This is a genomic window from Legionella micdadei (assembly GCF_000953635.1).
GTDB lineage: Bacteria > Pseudomonadota > Gammaproteobacteria > Legionellales > Legionellaceae > Tatlockia > Tatlockia micdadei.
The window spans coordinates 1573438-1595525 of record NZ_LN614830.1 but is presented as its reverse complement, the minus strand read 5'-3'; the positions used below and the strand labels follow the sequence as shown (position 1 = coordinate 1595525).

The following is a 22088-nucleotide window of genomic DNA, read 5'->3' as shown; positions in this document are numbered from 1 at the left end:
ATCAACCTCTTGCTTCAATGGGAACATATTTTCTTGGTTCAGGTCCAGTGTACTCAGAACTTGGCCTAATTAAACGATTGTCTGCACGTTGTTCAAAAATATGGGCAGACCAACCAGTTATTCTTGACATGACAAAGATTGGAGTAAATAGATGGGTTGGGATACCTGCATAGTGGTAAGCAGAAGCGCTATAGAAATCAAGATTTGGGAACAGCTTCTTCTCCCGTCGCATGACTGCTTCAACACGTTCAGATACTTGAAACAGCAACATATCATGCTTCGCTTCGGCAAGTTTACGCGACCATTCTTTAATGATATCAGAACGGGGATCGCATTCTTTGTACACACGATGGCCAAATCCCATGATTTTTTCTTTGCCTGCAAGCATATCCATTAAAATACGCTCAGCTTCATCTGGGCTTTTAAACCGTTCGAGTAACTCCATTGCTGCCTCATTGGCCCCGCCATGCAAAGGGCCGCGTAATGTGCCGATTGCCGTAGTCACAGCAGAATAAAAATCAGCCAAAGTTGCCGCAGTAACCCGTGCAGCAAAAGTAGAAGCATTAAATTCATGCTCCGCGTAAAGAATAAGCGAAACATTCATCATATGGCGTTCAATCTCAGTGGGTTCCCTGTCATGCAAAAGAGTTAAAAAATGTCCGCCAACAGTATGCTCATTGCTTTCCCCACTGATTTCCCTATCCTGATGATGATAAGCATACCAATAACACATCATTCCTGGAAGCAAAGCAAGCAGCCGATCGGCAATATCATATTGTTGGGAGAAATTTTCCTCAGGTTCTAGAGTTCCTAGCATGGAGCAACCCGTACGCAACACATCCATTGGATGGGTATTCTTCGGAATAAGCTTCAATACCGTTTTTAATGTACTTGGTAAATGCCGTAAATTGACTAATTTATCAATGTAGGAGTTAAGTTCTGCACGAGAAGGTAAACGACCGTAATGCAACAGATAAGCGACTTCTTCAAAAGTTGCATACTCAGCTAAATCATCAATCGAATAACCTCGATAATGCAACCCTTCCTCTTCCTGACCTACAGTGGCTATAGCTGATTGCCCAGCGATGACTCCAGCCAAGCCTGCTGCTGATTTATTGACCATCCTCTCCCTCCATTAATTGGTCTAGTTTCTTTTCATAATCGTTATAACCAAGCACAGCATATAACTCATCACGCGTTTGCATCTTATCTAGCATCTTTTTTTGTGTACCGTCCCCTACAATTGCTTTATAAACAGACAAAGCAGCATAGGACATTGCTCTAAACGCGCTAAGAGGATATAAAATTAGTCGGACACCCGCTTCTACAAGCTCCTCACGAGTAAATAAGGGGGTTTTGCCAAATTCCGTGATGTTTGCCAATACAGGAACATTAAGATGACGACAGAACTCTCTATATTCATCCAAAGTAGTCATGGCTTCTGGAAATACCATGTCCGCCCCTAGTTCAACACAAAGCTGAGCACGCTCGATTGCAGCATTCATTCCTTCCACGGCATAAGCATCCGTGCGAGCCATGATGACGAAATTATCATCTTTCCGCGCGTCCACAGCTGTTTTTATTCTATCCCCCATTTCTTGCATGGATACTATGGCTTTGTTAGGACGATGCCCGCAGCGTTTTGCTAAAATTTGATCTTCGATATGGATAGCAGCTACCCCAGTACTCTCCATTAATTGAATAGTTCTTGCAATATTGAAAGCATGTCCCCATCCGGTATCGACATCAACTAATAACGGAAGTTCGCAAGCTTGGGTTATGCGTCTGGCGTCTTCTAAAACCTCGGCTAAACTGGTCATACCGAGATCAGGTAACCCATAAGAAGCATTTGCCACACCAGCTCCAGAGAGATAGATTGCCTTGCATCCTGCTGAGGCGGCTAGCATTGCAGAGTAGGCATTAATCGTTCCAACAACCTGCAATGGCGAATTATCTTTGACTAATGTTCGAAAATGCTTACCTGCGGAATATGACATCGACGCTCGCTCCTTGATCGGGTGAAAGGCATTTTTATCACGCTACTTGTTTGATAGCAACTTTTTTAGATTAAATGGTTTTGCACTTAAATAACCAAATAACCTTTTGAATACCATTTACAATGCCCTGAGAGATAGACTCTATCATCAAGTACTTCGCAATACACCTCGCCCTTTCGGTACGATCCTTGGATTGCATGCAATGACTTTTTATCAAGTCGTTCTGCCCAAAAAGGAGCAAGCACACAATGGGCGGAACCTGTAACGGGATCTTCTGCAATATTATGTCTTGGATAAAAACAACGTGAATAAAAATCTGCCTCTGCAGAGCCGGAAGTGAGAATGAGCCCGCGTTTTGGTAATTTCGCTAACGCTTTAAGGTCCACTTGGGTTTGCACAACTTTATTTTCATCTTCGAGCAATATTAAATAATCCAAATCACTTTCATAGATTTCGACATAGGGCTTATCAATCAAGCTCGCGATTAAATCAGGCGTTGAGCTCAGCATATAAGTTAATCGCGGAAAGTCTAAAGTATAACGATCACCTTTTTTCTTCACTGATAGTAGACCGCTTAAGCTGGAAAAATTGACTGTATCTCCCTTAGTTTTACCTAACTCATGCAGCGCAAATCCAGCAGCTAAAGTAGCATGTCCACACAAACTGATCTCCCCTTTGGGGGTAAACCAACGGATATGAAAACCATGTTGCTCGTCTTCAATTACAAAAGCCGTCTCGGATAAATTATTTTCAACTGCAATGGCTTGCATGAGCTCATCGTTGAGCCATTCACTGAGTAAACAAACTGCCGCAGGATTACCGTAAAACACTTTATCAGAAAAAGCATCTATCTGAAAAATTTCAATGTTGGGCATAGCTGACCTCATTAGGTGAACTAATGGTTCGCAAGAGTAACGATCTCAGGTGTGATAAGCAAGTCTTTCTTTAAATAAAGAAACAAGGACAACCCGCATGAACATAGGACAGGTCACAATTTACTGAATTAAATGAAAAAGCTGTTTTCACTGAAAGTAAAATAAAAGCAAACCCTTTTCACCAAGATATTAACATGGACATCCATCCTTTTGATTCATGCGAACAACTTCTATATTCGAATAAATTGTAGGGAGTGTTGTTGGGCAGATATTTTAATTTCTGGCCAATTAAGTGCTATCTCCTCGTTATCAAGCAATTCAATTGGCAGAGTAAACATATTACTTTTTTGATCTTCAAATAAAAGTGAATACTCCCTCAAAATAACTACTAGATCAGCCAATAATCGAGATGAATCCATTCGATTTAACTCAGACATTACTATTACACAATACTTGAGCATAGTATCAAAATTTTCCTCAGTGTATATTATTTTTTTCATGTTAACTCCATTTATATGTTCAAGTTTAAAGTATAGAACAAGAAATAAAGAGTTGTTTTCCAAAAAATGCAATATTACCTTACGGCCATTTGACAAAGCGATTTTATGAACTGCTGGTAATGTCGGAATTTTTCAGGATTGCTTTAATTAAAAAACGGGCCGGGGATAAGGATTTAATCATCGATTGGGTTATCAAACTAGGTTCCTGGTTAATCAGTGTAGCTAACCATTCTGCACACAGCGGGATAGTGGTCAACCCTCTGGAACCAAATCCGGTGCAAAGAAACAAACCTGGCAGATAAGCTCCTGGCTCAGGAATCCATCGTTTAGCATTAGTCGCTAAGGCAGCAAATCGGGATCTGAAAGGAAGCGCATCAGGAACCGGGCCAACCATTGGTAAATAATCAGTTGAGGCAGCGCGTATCCCTGTCCAGTTTTTCTTTATTTCTTGCGACCAGGAAATCGCCGCAGGTAATTGGGATGCCTTGCTTAGGTTGCTTAAATCATCTGCTGAATAACTTGCTTGATCGACAGAGCCTAAGTGATAGCTAGCACCAATTGCATGCATCTCATCATACGCAGGAAGAACATGCCCATCGCCACACAAAGGAATTTTTAGAGCTGAACTAGCCTTGTTATTTGCAATCATAGTCATTTGGCCGCGAATCGCTTTTAGCGGTAGATGGGATGTCTGGTCAAACTGTTTTGCCTGATAACCATTTGCGATCACTAGAATCTCTGCTGAGTGCTCGCCTGCATGCCATTTTTTTTCTTTGTAATGTAATTCTGAGATATGGGTATTGGGGTACCAGCAAATTCCAGATGTCTGACGCAGGAGATCACATAATAATTGGGAATCAATCCATCCTGAATGAGGAATAAATAACCCTCCTTCAGACAACTCAATGCCAGCAATTGTGGACGCTTGTTGTGCATCGACAAGTTTACCCAGTTCAGGGTATGAAGAAAGCCACTTCACTAAATTTTGCTGAGCAGCAGATTCACGCGCATTGAAAGCAAATTGCAATATGCCTGAAAGATCACCAATAGGTTTTGTTTTTAATAATCGACGATACTCTCGGTTTGCAAATAAAAAAGCGGTTAGCATAAACATCGTCAGAGGCGAGCGATAAGCCGATAGCTTTGGATATAAAACAGCCTGTTTATTGCCAGAAGCACCTTGTCCAACTTCATCATGCTCATCGATTAGACTCACTTCCCACCCACGCTTAGCCAGAGCATAAGCGGAATAGCATCCAGCAAGCCCAGCCCCAAGTACAATCGCTTTTTTCGTTGTTATTGCATGCCCTGCGTGATTTACATGCCAAGGCGTTAAACGTAGTTTTTTACTGCAAGAGCCTGATTCTAGAAACTGGGCAATAACCATTTCACGTTTTGTGCCGAATCCTTTTCTCTTAACCACATTAAAACCTGCAGATCGCAAATTATTTTTAACGAGTGCTGCTGCTGAAAAAGTAGCCAAAGTTGTACCTGGTTTTGACAAAAGCCCCATGATTTGCAACAACTCTTCAGACCACATTGCCGGATTTTTAGCTGGGGAAAACCCATCTAAAAACCAAGCATCAACATAATTCATTCTTAATTGACTCTCTAGACTCGTATCACCACAAACAAGGAGTTGCTTATAACAAGCTGCCGCATCACCTAGCATCAGGACGAGATTAATTCTTCCTTCCTCGAAGGGTAAAAAATGGAATCCTGGAGTTAATATGGGATAGTCTTCCAGTAAAGCGCTAGCTTGGGCCGTTAGCTCCGGCCATCGATTTAAACAGTGTTGCAAATCATTTCGTGTCAACGGAAATTTTTCACAGCTATAAAAATAAAGTCGAGCTGATTTAGGAGCATACTCTAGCCATAATGACCAGGTTAATAGAAAGTTTAGCCCCGTACCAAACCCAGTTTCCCCTATGACAAACGTTTCATCCGTTAAATTTTGCCAGCGTTCAATTAAATTATTGCCTTCAATAAAAACATACCGAGTTTCTGCCAAACCATTTTGTTTAGAGAAATAAATATCTGCAAAAGTTTGCGAAAATGGCAGGTCATCGCACCATGATAATTTTGCGGTTTCAATAGGAACAAAAGGGGTACTCACGAATGCTTACTCTACTTTGAATAAAAATGCCAACAACATAATCTTCTGAATTTTCTTTTTCAACAATCATTTTGCACGTTTTACATTTAGACTGTATAGTAAAGGGTCATGAAAATTTAAATTTATGCAGCTTGGGAGCCATTTATGCATAATAAAATCTATTTAACAGCTATAGAAAAACGTCCGGGAAAATCGTTCGTTTCGCTCGGATTTCTTTCCATTATAAAAGAACAACAAAAATCTTTGCGTTGTTTTAAGCTGTTTTCTGAATCTGATGAATCTCAAGTTCCATTGTTAGAAGACATCGCAGAGCAAAAGATAACCCCTCTTATGAATGTCAATCAAGCAATCTCAATGATGAGAACCCAACCAGACGATTTGGTTGCGAGAGTACTTGAAACAACTAACACCGAAGGCGACAAAACGTTTACCTATTTTGAAGGCACAGATTTTGAAAGCGATAATGCCGTTTTTGAGTATCAATTCAATTTAACTTTAGCTTATCAATTGAATTGTGAAGTGGTTCTAATGGTCTCAGCCAAAAATAGAACCTTAGAGCACACCCTGTCTGTGTTAAATGCGGCTTTAGAAGTGAGTAAAAAAACTCATGCTCGAGTTATAGGAATCATTATCAATCAAGTTGAAAGTCTTTATGAAAATGAAGCAAACAAACTTTTTCATAAACATTTTCCCAATTTGCCTTTTATCGCAATTATTCCCGAGTTTGAACAATTAGCGAATCCCTCGGTCCGTGATATAGCGCAAAAATTACAAGCCGAGGTGCTTTTTGGTAAATCTGAGCTGCATCGGCCAGTCAGACAATTTTCAATTGCAGCCAAAACAGTCGGTAATTTCCTGGAGTCACGTCTCGATCGAAGTGGTATGCTAATCATTACACCAGATGATCGTATCGATATTTTATTGGGTTCTTTATTGGCTGATCAATCTGCCTACTATCCAAAAATTGCTGGCCTTGTTTTAACTAATGGAGAACGACCAGGCCCCGTTATACTTGAAATCATTGCAGGCCTTGAAAACCCATTTCCGGTTCTTTTAACAAGACTTAAAACCTACGAAACTGCAACGACCTTATTTTCAGCAAAATACAGTTTATGTAAAGCAGACCCTGAACGAGTAAAACAAGCAATAGAAGCGATGCGTCCCTATTTTACTGAGCCGTTGAAGAAATTACTTAGTGATACTTCCTACAAACCCCAATTAAGTCCAGCTGTCTTTTTATACGAATTAATTCATAAAGCGAAACAAGCCAAGCAGCATATTGTCCTTCCAGAGGGTACTGACCCGCGTATTCTGGCAGCAGCTGATTACCTCTTAAAACGAGAGGCTGTTCGTATTACTTTGCTCGGAAAACCCGAAAAAATTCACCTCCAAGCTAAACGTTTAGAGTTAGATTTACCTGGTATTAACATCATTGATATCGAAACCTCAGGGAAAAGAGAGGCATACGCAAACCAATATCATCTTCTTAGGCAACATAAAAATGTTAACCTTCCAATAGCCTTAGAACGCATGACGGATGTGAATTACTTCGCAGCGATGATGGTCTACAGCGGCGACGCCGATGGTATGGTTTCCGGTGCAACCCATACAACAGCTGATACGGTTCGCCCGGCTTTAGAAATCATAAAGACGAAACCCGGTGTTGCTAAAGTTTCATCCATTTTTATCATGTGCATGCCAGCTCGAGTATTAATTTATGGTGATTGCGCAATTAATCCAGAACCTGACAGCAAAACCCTGGCAGAAATTACTCTTCAAGCTGCTCAGATTGCTAAAAACTTAGGCCTAGAACCCAAAGTTGCACTATTATCTTATTCATCCGGTGATTCAGGCAAAGGAGAAAGTGTCGAAAAGGTGGCAAAAGCCATGGAAATAGTGAAGCAATTACAGCCTGATTTATTGGCTGAAGGACCTATTCAATATGATGCAGCAGTTGATTCACAAGTTGCAGCAAAAAAAATACCCAATTCAAAACTCGCAGGAAACGCTAATGTCCTTATTTTTCCTGATCTCAACACCGGAAATAATACGTATAAAGCGGTGCAAAGGGAAAGTGGGGCTCTTGCCATTGGCCCAGTCTTATTAGGCCTAAATAAGCCAGTGAACGATTTAAGCCGGGGTTGTACTCCCGAAGACATCATTAATACAATTTTGGTCACGGCTATACAGGCCCAAGGAGACAAATAATGAATATACTTACCCTTAACGCCGGTAGCTCCTCAATCAAATACAAAGCTTATCAGGTTGATAGACAACAACTTTATCCACTCCTCTTTGGGTTAATCGAGGGCATTGGGGAGTCTGAAGGTGCATGGCATCACACCAAAGAAACCAAAGAAACAGAGCCTCATCATTTTAAAACCCATGAACAAGCTTTTGCTGCTTTAGCCCAACGGCTTAAAATTGATTTAGCCGGCCACCCTATTCAAGGAGTCGGTCACCGTGTAGTACACGGAGGTAAACAGTATTATGAACCCACAATCATCAATGACAAAGTTTTAGAAGAAATTCGCAGGCTATCCAAACTAGCCCCCATTCATAATCCTATCAATGCTGAAGGCATTCAGTTTGCCTTGCAATACTACCCTGAAGCAGTGCACGTGGCGATTTTTGATAGCGGCTTTCATCACACGATGCCGCCACATGTCCGACAGTATGCAATTCACACCGAAACTGCAACAAATTATCAAATTCAGCGTTATGGTTTTCATGGAATTAATCATGAATATGTCGCCCGACAGGCCGCATCATTTCTAAATAAACCTTTTTCATCCTGTAATTTCATCACCCTTCATTTGGGGAACGGGGCAAGTGCCTGTTTAATTAAAAACGGTGAATCGATAGATACTTCGATGGGTATGACTCCTTTAGCCGGGCTTATCATGGGTACGCGTTGTGGAGATATTGACCCAGCTATTGTTTTATATTTGCAGCAGCAAGGTATGAGTGCCGCAGAGGTCGATTCCCTATTAAATAAACGCAGTGGCTTAAAAGGCATTGCTGGTGAAAACGACATGCGCAAACTAGTAAGCCGCGCCCTAGCCCAGGATGAGGATGCCAAACTTGCTATCGACATGTACGTTTACGCGATCCAAAAAACGATTGGAGCCTATTATAGCCAGCTCAGTGACCTAGACGCCTTAATTTTTACTGGCGGAGTTGGCGAAAACGCCTCGCTTATACGCGAAAAAATCATGTCACCACTTAAGCACTTGGGTTTTGAATTGAACCTTGAATTAAACTCCGCCGACAGTCATAAGTCTTGTCGTCAAATTTCAAAATCACACAGCCTGGTTTTAGTTATTCGTGGCGATGAAGAAGCGCTTATAGCACAAAAGGTGGCATTGGTTTGCGTCTAATATTTCAGATGCGGTTAATCCTGGATGAATTCAGCAGTTGATGTTTACCCAAAATGAGCACAAAAGAATACCCAATTCCTGGGATGATGAAGAATCCTTGAGAAATGATTTACCTTTTTCCCAGTTAAGTAGACAATATGGCCTTTAACATTATTGCTATACGTTCAAATGGAATTTTTAGATATTATTTTTAGCCTTTTAGCTTTAATCATTCTTGAGATAGTCCTCGGTATAGATAACCTGGTATTTTTATCAATTTTGACGGAAAAATTACCTAAAGAGCAACGAAAAAAAGCCAGGCGCTGGGGCTTAACCTTTGCCTGGGTCACGCGATTAATGCTATTGGCTACGGCAGTTGGTTTATCCAAATTAACCCGCCCTTTGTTTAGCCTCGCCGAATTTTCATTTTCTGCTCGTGATCTCTTTTTATTTGCCGGCGGTATTTTTCTAATTGTTAAGGCAACGCAGGAAATTCATGATGAATTAGAGGAAGAGATAGTCGAATATGAGAAAGGACATGTACATTCTGTTTCATTCAAAGGCGTGGTGCTTCAAGTCGCATTAATGGATATTATTTTTTCCCTAGATAGCGTGCTCACTGCAATTGGATTAACATCTCGCTTTCTGATCATGGCAGCCGCGATTACCTGTGCAATTTTAGTGATGATATATGCGAGTGAACCTGTTAGTCTCTTTATCGAAAAATACCCCACGGTCAAAATGCTGGCTTTGAGTTTTTTAATTTTAATTGGCACATTCTTGATTGCTGATAGTTTCGGCTTTCATATACCGCGGGCATACCTCTATTTTGCTATGGGATTTTCTTTAGGTGTCGAATCGCTTAACCTTTTGAGGCACTCGCGCCGTAAAAATAGAAAAAAAAAGGGATAACATGTTAGTGATAAAAGCTTTTCATATTATTGCAATGGTGGCTTGGTTCGCTGGACTTTTTTATTTGCCGAGATTGTTTGTTTACCATGCTGATACTGTTGATCAATTAAGCAACGAGCGCTTTAAAGTGATGGAGAGGCGTCTATATTATGGCATAACTTGGCCAGCGGCGTTGCTGACCACCCTTTTGGGTATTTGGTTAATGACTTACAGCTTGAATTATTATTTAAAAGCGCCTTGGTTCCATGCCAAATTAAGCTTGGTTTTCTTAGTATGGGCATATCACTTCTCCTGCGGTCACTTTGTGAAGCAGTTTGCTCAAGATAAAAATTGCAGAAAAGCTAGATTTTATCGTATATTCAATGAGCTACCGACATTGCTGCTAATAGGAATTGTGTTATTGGTGGTTGTGAAACCGTATTGAAATAGGCTCATCCTCGATTGCTCCAGTCAAACAATCGAGATTGAATCTATTTCAACACTGACATCCTTATTCTATCTCTACCATCTCAAAATCTTCTTTTGCTGCGCCACAATCAGGGCAAAACCAGTTTTCTGGCACGTCTTCCCATCGTGTTCCAGGTTCAATGTTGTCTTCTGGCCAACCCTCGGCTTCATCGTAAATAAATCCACATATAACACAGATATATTTTTTGTACTCTTGCATCTCTTTTGCTCTAAATTTAAAGGAGGCTAATTTAGCGATTGACAGCTCTATTGTAAAGCTTTAGTTCTACATTTTGTCCCTTCTATTAAATAGAGTAGAATAGTTATCAATTTTAGGCAACGGAGTAGTCATGACCAATTCCCAACAATTATTTGTCCAAGCTCAAGCTATTATTCCTGGAGGTGTGAATTCTCCTGTGCGTGCTTTCAAAGGCGTGGGTGGAGAGCCTATTTTTTTTAAAAAGGGGAAAGGAGCTTACCTCACAGATGTTGATGGTCGATCTTACATTGATTACGTGGGTTCTTGGGGCCCCCTTATCCTTGGCCATTGCTACAAATCAGTCATTGATGCGGTTTCCGAGGTGTTACAGAGTGGTATGAGCTTCGGTGCGCCCACAGAGCTTGAAGTTAGGCTTGCTCAAAAAATTATCAAAATTATGCCTAATATCGAAAAATTACGTATGGTGAATTCAGGGACTGAAGCCACGATGACCGCAATTCGTTTGGCTCGAGGTTATACCAGTAAAAATAAAATAATTAAATTCAATGGTTGTTATCATGGACATAATGATAGCTTACTCGTTAAAGCAGGTTCTGGCTTATTGACTCTAGGAATTCCTTCAACACCTGGTATTCCTGCAAGTATCACCGAGCATACACTTACTGCGGATTTTAATAATCTTGAACAAGTTGCACGTCTTTTCGAACAGTATTCGGATGACATTGCTGCCGTCATTTTAGAACCAATTGCAGGGAATATGGGTTTTGTATTGCCTAAAATTGGTTTTTTAGAGGGTCTCCGCGAACTTTGTGATGCTCACAACAGCTTGCTTATATTTGATGAAGTCATGACTGGTTTTCGTGTGGCTCTTGGTGGCGCACAACAAGTGTTTAATATTAAGCCTGATCTAACAACACTGGGTAAAGTAATTGGCGGCGGCATGCCCGTAGGTGCAGTAGGAGGGAAAGCAGCAATTATGTCCCATCTCGCTCCCGAAGGTTCAGTCTATCAAGCCGGAACATTATCAGGTAATCCTTTGGCGATGGCTGCAGGATTGGCAACCTTAACAGAAGTGGAAAAGCCCGGTTTTTATGAGCAGCTTTCTATTAACACAAAACTCATGATTGATGGTCTTGCTGAGATTGCCGAATCGTTTAATATTCCTTTCAGTTGTGCTTCTATAGGAGGAATGTTTGGTTTTTGCTTTAATGATAAGAAGCAAATTTTAGATTATGCCGATGTTGCTTCATCCGACGAAGCATTGTTTAAGCAGTTTTTCCACGGCATGTTGCAAAAAGGTGTTTATTTTGCGCCATCAATGTACGAAGCAGGTTTTGTATCTTCTGCTCATCAAAGTGAAGAAATACGCCTAACTCATCTCGCTGCCGAATCAGTGCTAGGCAGCCTTGTTGGAGTTAAGGCCTAATGAAAAAATATCATGTATACGGAATAGGTAACGCTTTATTAGACAGGGATGCTCTAGTCGATAATGAATTCCTGCAAGCCATGAATATTGAAAAAAATGTGATGACGCTGATAGATGAAGCAACCCATCACCGCTTGATGAGTGCTTTGACGGGATCGTTTTGTCACAGTGGTTGCGGTGGTTCTGCAGCCAATACCATGATTGCTCTAAGCCAATTTGGTGGGCGTGGTTTCTATAGTTGCAAAGTAGCTAATGACGAAGCGGGCAGATTATTTTTGCAAGAACTAACAACATTGGGTCTCGATTGTAATTTGACATTAGATAGTTTAACCTCGGGTGTAACCGGGCAATGTTTGGTTTTAGTGACCGATGATGCGCAAAGGACAATGAATACTCATTTAGGCATCTCCGAGACATTATGTCCCGAGGTGCTTAACTTAGATGCAATAGCAGCCTCAGAATTTATTTATCTTGAAGGTTACCTAGTGACGTCTCCAACTGCGAGAAAGGCCTTATTGGCAGCTAGGCAACATGCGCGAACCACGAATACGAAAGTGGCTATGACCCTTTCTGACCCCAACATGGTTCGTTATTTCAAACATGAATTGCTCACAATCATTGACGGTAAAATTGATCTGTTATTTTGCAATGAAGAAGAAGCACTATTATTCTGCCAAACCGATAACTTGGAGATTGCGATAGGATTATTGCAATCCTTTACGAAACATTTGGTTGTCACTTGTGGGAGCCGAGGAGCAGTGCTCGCGATTGACGGTGAAACAGTGGCAATTCCAACAACCCCTGCAATTGCGATCGATACAGTGGGTGCGGGCGACATGTTCGCGGGTGCTTATCTTTATGCAATTACCCATGGTTATGCTCCCCAACTCGCTGTTGAGCTTGCAAATATGGCTGCTACAGAAGTTGTTAGTCAATACGGAGCCCGTCTTTCTAATGAAAAAGTTTCCGTAATTAGAGAACGCTTTACCTCAGCCAATTACAGTTTTGCCCGGCAACTGTATGAGAAGGCTAGCAGAGAGCTTGAGATGGCGGTTGAGTAAGTAGTAAATCTAAGAAATAGGTTGAGGGGGTTGAACCAGAGTCGTCAGACTAAGAAAATTTTTCGCAATCGTTCATGTCCCCTTTTTTTAGCAGATTAGAAACCTTTGATCTTGCAGTAAGGTCTGTAGAAAATTTATCCTTAGCACTGGGCTGAGGATTATATGAGACAAGTGATGTAACAATCTCCAATCAAACAATTAATAGAACTAGTAGCCCATTTTTCTTTGGAACAACCCGTAATAACTGATCTTCGCCAAAAGCTTTCCATTTACTATCCACATTCCATTTTTGTTCTGCAGACTTCCGCGCTTTAGCTGAGTATTTTGAAAAATCCGGCTTTATACCTTTTCGCGCATTTTTTTAATAAGACGGGCAATCTCAATGACTTCTTGTTTGTATGTAAGCATGATTAGATCAAATATTATTAAATTTGATGCTCAATAAACATATATAGTCAAGTTCCATTCTCTCCGATTCACTTTTATAAGCATTTTAGATATAATATTGCCGCGATTTATAAGTCAAATGGGTGACGACAATAATTAAACTAATCAAAAAGCTGTTACGCAAAACAAGGACTAGTCAACCACCAGTTGACCTTAGTTACATTATTCCGCGCAGCCATCACAATTTATCAAAAACAGACATCAGTGCTAACGCCCTAAAAGTTTTGAATCGACTCAACAGTGCCGGGTTTCAAGCCTATCTGGTTGGAGGTAGTGTCCGTGATCTTTTGCTTGGTAAGGCTCCAAAAGACTTCGATATAGCCACTAATGCCACCCCCACTCAAATTAGAAAATTATTCCGTAACGCCAGAATTATTGGCCGCCGCTTTAAATTAGTTCACATCACCTTTCATCGCGAAATCATCGAGGTGGCAACATTTAGAGGGTCAGATAGCCAGGAAATTGATGAAAACCAACAAACTAACGAAAGAGGAATGATAGTTCGTGATAATGTCTATGGTACATTAGACCAAGACGCATGGCGACGCGATTTCACGATTAATTCCCTTTACTATAACATTGATGATTTTTCCATTGTCGACTTTACTGGCGGGGTTAATGACGTACATCAACGAATAATACGGCTAATTGGTAACCCAATAACACGATATCAAGAAGATCCGGTACGGATGCTTCGTGCCATCCGCTTTAGCGCTAAACTACATTTTGAAATTGCAGAAGAAACAGCCGCACCTTTACCTGAATTATGTCATTTAATACGGCATGTTTCAGGCTCACGCTTATTTGATGAGACAACAAAACTTTATCAGTGCGGTGAAGCCGAAACAGTGCAACGTTTGTTGGTTAAATATGGATTATTTGCCCAATTGTTTGAGCAAACGCATCAGCTATTATCCAGCGAATATCCTGTGAATGCGTTATTAGGCATTGCCTTAGAAAATACGGATACCCGCATTCGCGATAATAAACCAGTGACACCAGCCTTTTTGCTTGCTGTGCTGCTATGGTTTCCACTCAAAGATAAGGCCTTATACTTACAACAGAAGGAAAGTCTGGACCCTCTTCCTGCGTTGGAAAAGGCAATGTCAATTGTTATCAGCGAGCAAAGTCAAGTAATCACTATACCTAAACGTTTTAGCCAAGTTATACGTGAGATTTGGCTACTCCAATTTCGCTTTCCAAAACGCTTCGGCGGCCGCGCTTATAATCTTTTACAACATCCCAGGTTCCGGGCAGCGTACGACTTCCTTGCCCTACGTGCGCTCGCCGGCGATGAATCGATGGAATTAGCACAGTGGTGGACTGCTTTTCAAGATGCCACAGACGATGAAAAGGCAAGTATGATAACCTCCTTGCCCGCATCACAAGCATCGACAAAACAACGCAGACGCCGGAAACGGAAAGGGGTTCCTTCATGACCCTTTGCTATTTGGGTCTAGGTAGCAATTTAAATTCTCCAGCGCGTCAGCTAAGGCGAGCAATCAATGCCTTACGTAGGCTGCCTGATTCATGCATTACACAAGAGGCAAGTTTTTATTGGAGTGAAGCATGGGGAAGGAAGGCTCAGCCTAAATTTTGCAATACAGTAGTAGCCCTGCAAACCCGACTGTCCCCGCAACGGTTACTTGATTGCTGCCACCAAATCGAGCAGCAACAACAGCGCATTCGAAAAATTAAGTGGGGAGCAAGAACACTAGACATTGACATCCTTTTATATGGTTCACAAAAAATCGATACATTAACCCTTAAAGTACCTCACCCTCGAATTATAGAGCGCGATTTTGTGCTTCTCCCTTTATTGGAAATTGCCCCCTCTCTAACTATTGATGGTTTAAACCTCAGTAGTTTAGTCTTAAATAAGCCTTGCTCAACGCATAAAGTTCGGGTCTAGATTAAATTGTTAGTTTAATTGGGATAAAATCTCTCATTTTTATTTTCCATACACTACACTTATGCTAACTGGATAGTTTTTATTAAGCGAGGGAATCGTGTACACCACCATCTTACATCCTACCGATTTGCGCGAAAATCATTTTGAAATGTGTAAGCAAGCCACACAAATTGCCACCTTTTTTAATGCCAAACTTCATTTACTACACGTCATTGAACCGCCATCCACTTACCAGTTAGCACAAGGATTAGGTTTTGCAGAAATAGGAGTGCCTGCCAAAGAAGATGCACAAATGGTAATGAAATATCTCGGCGATGCGCTTAACATTCCTGCTGAACAATTACATGTTGAAGTTGGTTCAGTAAAAACACATATTATTGACATGATTACCAATTTAGGATGCAACCTGGTTATTATTGGTAGTCATACCCCAAGTGCCGTTCCCGCCTTTCTCGGCAGCACCGCTTATGCGGTATTTCATCAAGCGCCTTGCGATGTATTAACTTTGCGGGTAAAAGAAGAGTAGCATCCGTTGATAATTCACCTACCTCACGTGCCGCGGATTGTCCGCGGCACCCATCCGATCTGAATCATAAGCAAATTTCTTCATGCAAGTCACGCCTTTCGAGGATAGACAAACTTATGCACGTTATACTGAGCAGAGAGGCCGGAATGATTTTATTTTTGTGTTCCCAAGTGCGTTTTAAATACATTTGGGGTAGATCCGATGTAAAAGAGTTTATCGCCTCTTAACCCGTTTCATTAATCTTTTTCGTTTTTTTACTTGCCTATCCGTAAGCTTGTTCTTTTTGTCTTTAAATGGGTTTTCTGAGCCTTTAAATTCTAATTTTAAGGGAGTTCCCACTAAGCCAAGATGGGAAACAAATGCATTGCTGAGGTAGCGCTTATAACTGTCAGGTAACGCATCAAGCTGATTTCCATGAATCACAATAATAGGTGGATTATGACCACCCGCATGAGCATACCTTAATTTAATTCTACGCCCACTAACCATAGGTGGGGTATGTTGCGTAACAAGATCTTGCAACAATCGCGTCAGTTGTGGTGTTGAAAAAGCTTGAGTAGCTGAAGCATACGCTTGTTCAATGTCTTTAAACAATAAACCCACCCCACTTCCATGGAGGGCCGAAATAAACCGAATTTTTGCAAATTGAACAAACTGTAGCCGGCGAGTTAACTCGGCTCGGACATGCTCCTTATGTTCTTCATCCAAACCATCCCATTTATTAACAACAATCACTAAAGCCTTACCCGCTTCAACGATAAAACTTAATATATGCATATCCTGCTCTGTCAGCCCCTCTCGGGCATCGAGAAGCATCATGCACACATGTGATTCCTTAATGGCTTGAAGTGTTTTAATGACCGAAAATTTTTCAATCTTCTCGTCAACACGCGAGCGTCTCCGGACACCTGCTGTGTCAATCAGGATATAGGGTTTTTCATCACGCACAAAAGGGATAGCGATACTATCACGTGTCGTGCCAGGCATATCATAAACAACAACTCTTTCTTCACCCAAAATACGGTTAATTAAGGTGGATTTTCCAACATTGGGTCGACCAGCAAAGGCAATTTTTATCGCTTTGGTGGGTTCTTCTTCTTCCACCTCTTTAGCTTTGAGGGGCAAAGCTTGTAGTAACGAATGCATGCCTCGTCCATGCGATGCGGAGATAGGATGCACCTCATTGAAACCTAAAGACTGAAATTCAGCACTAGCAATTTCTTCATCAATTCCATCGGTCTTATTCACCACAAGGAAAACAGGTTTGTTGATTTTTCGCAAGCGTTGAGCAATGTTTTCGTCAACACCAGTGAGGCCTGCCCGGCCATCAACTAAAAATAATACAACATTAGCCTCATCAAGCGCCAAACTGGATTGTCTAGACATTAATGCATCAACGGCTAAATCATCTACACCAATACCACCAGTATCGACAACGATAAATGGCTTGTCTTCAAAATAAGCTTGACCATATTGTCTATCGCGGGTTAACCCAGGAAAATCTGCCACTAAAGCATCCTGGGTTTTTGTTAAGCGATTAAAAAGCGTCGATTTACCTACATTAGGACGGCCAACTAAAGCAATAACTGGAATCATTGATTAACCCACTGAATAACGACTTAATTTGCCATCAGCCGACATAACATAAATAGTATTACCCACAACTGAAGGAGCAGTTGTAATAGCACCGCCCACTTCAGTCCGTGAAATTAACTCCCCATTCTGAGTGGCTAAAACATGCAATAGTCCCGTTTTATCACCGACAACTAAGCGATCCCCTACTAAGACAGGTTCCGTTAATCCTCTCGCCTTCAATGCGATTTGCTTCCAGTTAACTTGACCATTTTGGCGATTAATTGCCCAAACAATGTCATCACTATCCGTTAAATAGATTGTTTTATTATCAATCGCCATGTTTTTATAAACAGAAGCGGGTTTGCGCCATACAAATTGGCCATCGCTTAACGATAAAGCACCCACATAGCCTTGATAGCTCGCTAAGTAAGCCACATTCCCACGCACAATTGGATCTGCATCAATATCGACTAAACGTTCGACATCACTTGATCCGCTCGCATAAGCAATGCTGCGGCGCCAAACTAAACGACCTGTCTGTATATCAACTGCATCCATCTTGCCATCGGAATAGCCCACTAAAACTAAATTGCCAACCACCACCGGTGCTGAACTGGCTTTTAAAATTAAGCTGGGAGCACCATGATCGGAGAGCCATAATTTTTCACCATTCATTAAACTGAAAGCATATAAATTGCCATCAATCGTTTTAGCAATTACTTTATTCGCTGCAATTACAGGCTTAGCCAGGACTTCGCCGGAGAGCTTTTGCTGCCAGAGCTCACTTCCATCGGATTGTTTTAGTAAGACAATACTAGAAACATCGTTACTGACGGCAATGACCCCGGAGGCTACCGTAGGGCCGCTGATTAACCCATGCTCCAATTTTTTAGACCAAAGTATCTTACCGTTGGTTCGATTGATCGCTTGCACTAGACCACTTGCGTCAGCAGTATAGACTACATTGCCGACAATCTCAGGCGTCAATTTAAGATGGGCGCTATTTTTTTGCGAACCGCCGATCGGCACAGACCATTTTTCAATGACTTTTGCTTTAGGAGCGAGTGGCTCTAAGGCTGCTGGTGCTGGAGTATTATCTTTGCCCAACATGTAATCATCCACCTTAGAACAGGCTTGCAATGAAACACACACCGCTAAAACGATAAATTTTTTGTTAATGCGCAACATATTTCCTCTTACACTAAGCTGATTGTAGAGTGCTATCACTTGCGTTCTTAGATTGAGCAAGAGCAGCTAACTCATTTGTTTTCATTTCAAGAAAAAGATTGCCCATTCCATTAGTTCTCACTTCCGTTATTGCTTCCTTATAAGATTGAATTGCTTGCTGATAATTCCCTGTAGCAGCATAAATATCACCTTTCAATTCATTGATAACAGGCAAATATGCTGAATCATCCACTACAGTCAGTTCAGCTAATGCTTTGTCATAGGCTCTTTGGGCTGCAAACAAACGAGCAATGCGCAATTTGGCAACTTGCTTTAATGGTTGCATTTTTGAGTGTTGAGCGACATATTCAAGATTTTCCCGTGCTTTATCGTACTGATCATTGGTGACTAATAGTTTGGCCAACGTCAGACGCGCAGCATCCGCATAAACAGTCTGCCCATAATCTTTAATGAGTTGATTTGCATAGGATTGGATACTGTTCTCATCTTGATTTGAAAAAGCAACCATAAGCCGCTCATATGCTGTCGATGCTTGAGTGCTTATTTTTTCTTGGTGCCAATTCCAATATTTAAATCCGGCGGTAATAAGCAATATCAATGATAAAATAACGGTGATAACATTACTGTACTTATTCCACCAATTTTTTATTGCCGCTAACTGTTCTTCTTCTGTCATATAAACAGACATTCTACTCTCCTATACTACTTCCCTGAGTTTTAATTCTGCATGGAACAAAAAATCAACATTGCTTACTGCACTTAACTACACCGTCCCGAGGCATAACCGCGGGTTCCAAGATCTCCTGCCTTCGCGGGATCACGCGCACAAGCGTAGAAAAGTCGAAGTAACAGATCTCACTAGTCAAAGGAGTTTTCCCAGTTCAAACCGATTTTAAGCCGATGCTAACCCATTCTGTAAATAACCGATTAAATCTTCTTGCAAGATAGTGACCTGCTCTTCTTGCTGACGCAAATTTTTAACGCTTATTGTCCCATCCGCAACTTCATCTTCCCCTAAAATTAACGCAAACCCTGCCCCGCTTTTATCTGCTTTACGGAATTGGCTTTTAAAGCCTCCTCCTACCGTATTCGTGATAACCTGCCAATTTGGATTGGCATTGCGCAGTTGTTCCGCAATCATCAAAGCCTTTTGCATTGCCACATCACCACTAGCAATGATAAAAACCGAAGGGGTTTGAACATGACTGTGATCAAGGCCTAAGGTTTCTAACAACAGGAGTAATCGCTCAGCACCCATCGCAAAACCAACAGCTGGCGTTGGATTTCCGCCTAAGTGCTCCACAAGCGCATCATAGCGGCCTCCTGCACAGACTGTTGCTTGACTCCCTAATTTATCCGTAACCCATTCAAAAACTGTGTGTCCATAATAATCAAGACCACGCACAAGGAAAGGGTTAATGGAAAAGGGTATACCTAACTGTGTTAATCCTTCGCATAAATGAGAAAACCGCTTTCTATTCTCAACACCGAGTGAATCCATAAGTCGAGGCGCATCATTGATCAGAGCTTGCATTTCGGGATTTTTGCTATCAAGAATCCTCATTGGATTTCGCTCTAAACGTCGCTTGCTGTCTTCATCGAGTTCGTCAAAGTGAAGTTTAAAATAGGCAATTAGTTTTTCCCTATATACTTGGCGTTCGCTTAACTCACCCAAAGTATTAATTTGCAAATGAACTTCTTTATCAATTCCGAGTACAGTCCATAAGCGCTTGCAGATAGCTATCAATTCTAGCTCAACCGCTTCCCCTGCTATTCCCAAAGCCTCAACGCCAAGTTGATAAAATTGCCTGTATCGTCCTTTTTGGGGTTTTTCATGCCGAAACATAGGGCCCATATACCACAATTTTTGCTGTTGATTATGCAGTAACCCATGTTCTAAGCAGGCCCGTAAGCAACCAGCTGTACCCTCTGGCCTTAAAGTTAAACTATCACCGTTCAAATCGTCGAAAGTATACATTTCTTTTTCAACGATATCAGTAACCTCTCCAATTGTTCGCTTGAATAGTAGAGTACTTTCAAGCAATGGAAAACGAATTTCTTCATAACCGTATTGCAAAAGACAACGGGTAAATAATTCTTCAAGTCGACGCCATGATGGAGTTTGTTGAGGTAAAATATCATTCATACCTCGAATTGCTTGTATTTTCTCAGCCACCTTTTGTCTCCAAGGGCGTTATCTGACTGTTACTAGGTGTAAGCATCGAACGCATTTTAGAAAGATCAGTTAGCCTGATTTCTGTTTCGGTCTTATTAGGCGTTTGTTCGGCAACAACAGGAGTACCTTTAGCAGAAAAAATTTGTGTATTGTCTTTGTTTTTCTGCCACCAGATACCAACTGCAACCACTGCAACCACAGCTATCAGGCCGGTTAAGATGCGGACAGCCCGTTCGCCTTTATTAGACTCTCGCTTACTTTGCCATAATGCCTTTTCTAATTTTCTCTCGCTAGAATGCATACTGTTAAATATTTCCAATAACGGGTCAACAGGGACACCTAATAGCTTAGCGTAAGCGCGAATATACCCTTTAATAAAAACAGGCTCCGGCATTTGATCATAGTCGTCAGATTCTAAGAGCTCAATAATTCTAACGCGCAGATGAAGTTTACCAGCAACGTACTCCTGGCTATATCCTTTTTTTTCACGCACACGTGCTAATTGCATGCCGGGTTTTTCTGAAGTACCGTTATGAATTTCATCCATTATTACTGTTGTCATTCTTTTCTCCGGTAGAGTCCGTAAAATGATGTAGCTTAATCATCTGTTGTTTGTAAATTGTCTCAGATGCTGTATTTCCCGCTCTCTGCGCTGCTTCTATCGCCATAGCCAGCAACTTAGAATCATTCATAGTCATTTCAGAGTAATTTTGCAAGTGCATTAATGCTTTTTCTGCTTGATTCTCTTTTAACTCTATTTTGACTAACTCGTAAAGCGATTGTTTGCGCTGAGGATCCTGTTTAAGCGCTTTCGCGAAATAGCTTCTGGCTTTGGGGTAATCAGGAATAGCTGCCAAACATAATCCTGCATTTTCGTATGCCCCTGCTGAATTAACATAATACACATCTTTGACCGCGTTTAAGAAATACCCCTCAGCTTGCTTATATCGGCCTAAACGACATAAAAACGCTCCATAGTTATTCAATTGAACACCTCTATTAGAAGCTAAAGATAATGCCTTTTTGTAAAAAATACGAGCTTGTTTTATATCCCCCGTCATCTCAAGATAATAAGCCATTGCCGCATTCACATCAGGTGACTTAGGCGCTAACTTTAGTGCAGTAAGCAACTTGCGTTTAGCTCTTGGCCGCTCTCCTTGCTTTAGGTAAACCAAACCTAATTGAGTATTATAGGACGCAGCTTCATTTTGCTTTCGAGTTTGCATAGATTGCTCAGCATTAAACGTTGCTTTTGATTGACATGCTTGTAACAATATTAAGCCTAAAACGAGTAACAGCCGGAATAAATTTAACACAATTAGTCATATCGCATTTAAGGATTGGCCATTAT

The 22088-nt window shown here is 41.2% G+C and carries 21 protein-coding genes; 9 read left to right on the top strand and 12 right to left on the bottom strand.

Annotation, left to right across the window (positions count from 1 at the left end):
* Window position 1: 1 nt before the first annotated feature.
* The 5 genes from prpC to mnmC form a co-directional block, all read right to left on the bottom strand.
* On the bottom strand, window positions 2-1123 hold the full coding sequence (prpC, locus tag LMI_RS07060) for a bifunctional 2-methylcitrate synthase/citrate synthase (RefSeq protein ID WP_045099165.1): 1122 nt from the start codon (window positions 1121-1123) through the stop codon (window positions 2-4).
* Window positions 1113-1997, bottom strand: a complete 885-nt coding sequence (prpB, locus tag LMI_RS07055) for a methylisocitrate lyase (RefSeq protein ID WP_045099164.1) — start codon at window positions 1995-1997, stop codon at window positions 1113-1115. Before prpB ends, prpC begins: the two co-directional genes overlap by 11 nt.
* Window positions 1998-2083: 86 nt before the next feature.
* The gene (locus LMI_RS07050; protein WP_045099163.1) at window positions 2084-2872 is read right to left on the bottom strand and encodes a PhzF family phenazine biosynthesis protein; all 789 of its coding nucleotides are present in this window, start codon (window positions 2870-2872) and stop codon (window positions 2084-2086) included.
* A gap of 230 nt (window positions 2873-3102) precedes the next feature.
* On the bottom strand, window positions 3103-3372 hold the full coding sequence (locus tag LMI_RS07045) for a hypothetical protein (RefSeq protein ID WP_045099162.1): 270 nt from the start codon (window positions 3370-3372) through the stop codon (window positions 3103-3105).
* A 103-nt stretch (window positions 3373-3475) separates the two neighbouring features.
* Window positions 3476-5488 carry a bifunctional tRNA (5-methylaminomethyl-2-thiouridine)(34)-methyltransferase MnmC2/FAD-dependent 5-carboxymethylaminomethyl-2-thiouridine(34) oxidoreductase MnmC1 gene (gene mnmC, locus LMI_RS07040; RefSeq protein ID WP_045099161.1) on the bottom strand — a complete coding sequence of 671 codons (2013 nt, stop codon included), beginning with the start codon at window positions 5486-5488 and terminating at the stop codon, window positions 3476-3478.
* A gap of 144 nt (window positions 5489-5632) precedes the next feature.
* On the opposite strand from mnmC, the gene pta reads away from it, so the two are divergent.
* From pta to hemJ, 4 genes are all read left to right on the top strand, one after another.
* The gene (gene pta / locus LMI_RS07035; RefSeq protein WP_045099160.1) at window positions 5633-7696 is read left to right on the top strand and encodes a phosphate acetyltransferase; all 2064 of its coding nucleotides are present in this window, start codon (window positions 5633-5635) and stop codon (window positions 7694-7696) included.
* Window positions 7696-8868: an acetate/propionate family kinase gene (locus LMI_RS07030; RefSeq protein WP_045099159.1), complete on the top strand. Its 1173-nt coding sequence runs from the start codon at window positions 7696-7698 to the stop codon at window positions 8866-8868. The genes pta and LMI_RS07030 overlap by 1 nt, the downstream gene beginning before the upstream one ends.
* 168 nt (window positions 8869-9036) lie before the next feature.
* Window positions 9037-9759 (top strand): TerC family protein, encoded by a 723-nt coding sequence (locus LMI_RS07025; RefSeq protein ID WP_045099158.1) that lies wholly within the window; start codon window positions 9037-9039, stop codon window positions 9757-9759.
* A 1-nt stretch (window position 9760) separates the two neighbouring features.
* On the top strand, window positions 9761-10183 hold the full coding sequence (gene hemJ / locus LMI_RS07020; RefSeq protein WP_045099157.1) for a protoporphyrinogen oxidase HemJ: 423 nt from the start codon (window positions 9761-9763) through the stop codon (window positions 10181-10183).
* Between the two features lie 66 nt (window positions 10184-10249).
* Here the strand turns inward: hemJ and LMI_RS07015 are convergent, their stop codons facing one another.
* Window positions 10250-10426, bottom strand: coding sequence for a rubredoxin (locus tag LMI_RS07015; RefSeq protein ID WP_045099156.1), 177 nt, complete (start codon window positions 10424-10426; stop codon window positions 10250-10252).
* 130 nt (window positions 10427-10556) lie between these two features.
* Here LMI_RS07015 and hemL point away from each other — a divergent pair, with 130 nt between their 5' ends.
* The 5 genes from hemL to LMI_RS06990 all read left to right on the top strand — a co-directional run bounded on the left by hemL (window position 10557) and on the right by LMI_RS06990 (window position 15798).
* The gene (hemL, locus tag LMI_RS07010; RefSeq protein WP_045099155.1) at window positions 10557-11852 is read left to right on the top strand and encodes a glutamate-1-semialdehyde 2,1-aminomutase; all 1296 of its coding nucleotides are present in this window, start codon (window positions 10557-10559) and stop codon (window positions 11850-11852) included.
* A complete protein-coding gene (locus LMI_RS07005) occupies window positions 11852-12913 on the top strand; it encodes an adenosine kinase (RefSeq protein WP_064102965.1) in 1062 nt (353 codons plus the stop codon). Before hemL ends, LMI_RS07005 begins: the two co-directional genes overlap by 1 nt.
* A 560-nt stretch (window positions 12914-13473) precedes the next feature.
* Window positions 13474-14799: a polynucleotide adenylyltransferase PcnB gene (pcnB, locus tag LMI_RS07000; protein WP_045100628.1), complete on the top strand. Its 1326-nt coding sequence runs from the start codon at window positions 13474-13476 to the stop codon at window positions 14797-14799.
* Window positions 14796-15272: a 2-amino-4-hydroxy-6-hydroxymethyldihydropteridine diphosphokinase gene (folK, locus tag LMI_RS06995; RefSeq protein WP_045099154.1), complete on the top strand. Its 477-nt coding sequence runs from the start codon at window positions 14796-14798 to the stop codon at window positions 15270-15272. Before pcnB ends, folK begins: the two co-directional genes overlap by 4 nt.
* A gap of 97 nt (window positions 15273-15369) precedes the next feature.
* On the top strand, window positions 15370-15798 hold the full coding sequence (locus tag LMI_RS06990; protein ID WP_045099153.1) for a universal stress protein: 429 nt from the start codon (window positions 15370-15372) through the stop codon (window positions 15796-15798).
* 213 nt (window positions 15799-16011) lie between these two features.
* On the opposite strand, the gene der is transcribed toward LMI_RS06990, so the two are convergent.
* The 6 genes from der to pilW form a co-directional block, all read right to left on the bottom strand.
* On the bottom strand, window positions 16012-17394 hold the full coding sequence (der, locus tag LMI_RS06985; RefSeq protein ID WP_045099152.1) for a ribosome biogenesis GTPase Der: 1383 nt from the start codon (window positions 17392-17394) through the stop codon (window positions 16012-16014).
* A 3-nt stretch (window positions 17395-17397) separates the two neighbouring features.
* A complete protein-coding gene (bamB, locus tag LMI_RS06980; protein ID WP_045099151.1) occupies window positions 17398-18561 on the bottom strand; it encodes an outer membrane protein assembly factor BamB in 1164 nt (387 codons plus the stop codon).
* A 13-nt stretch (window positions 18562-18574) separates the two neighbouring features.
* Complete coding sequence (locus LMI_RS06975) at window positions 18575-19249, bottom strand: YfgM family protein (RefSeq protein WP_045099150.1); 675 nt, start codon at window positions 19247-19249, stop codon at window positions 18575-18577.
* A 204-nt stretch (window positions 19250-19453) separates the two neighbouring features.
* Window positions 19454-20737, bottom strand: coding sequence for a histidine--tRNA ligase (gene hisS / locus LMI_RS06970; protein WP_045099149.1), 1284 nt, complete (start codon window positions 20735-20737; stop codon window positions 19454-19456).
* Window positions 20730-21299 (bottom strand): helix-turn-helix domain-containing protein, encoded by a 570-nt coding sequence (locus LMI_RS06965; protein ID WP_045099148.1) that lies wholly within the window; start codon window positions 21297-21299, stop codon window positions 20730-20732. The genes hisS and LMI_RS06965 overlap by 8 nt, the downstream gene beginning before the upstream one ends.
* Complete coding sequence (gene pilW, locus LMI_RS06960; protein WP_102010547.1) at window positions 21277-22053, bottom strand: type IV pilus biogenesis/stability protein PilW; 777 nt, start codon at window positions 22051-22053, stop codon at window positions 21277-21279. The genes LMI_RS06965 and pilW overlap by 23 nt, the downstream gene beginning before the upstream one ends.
* Window positions 22054-22088: the final 35 nt, after the last annotated feature.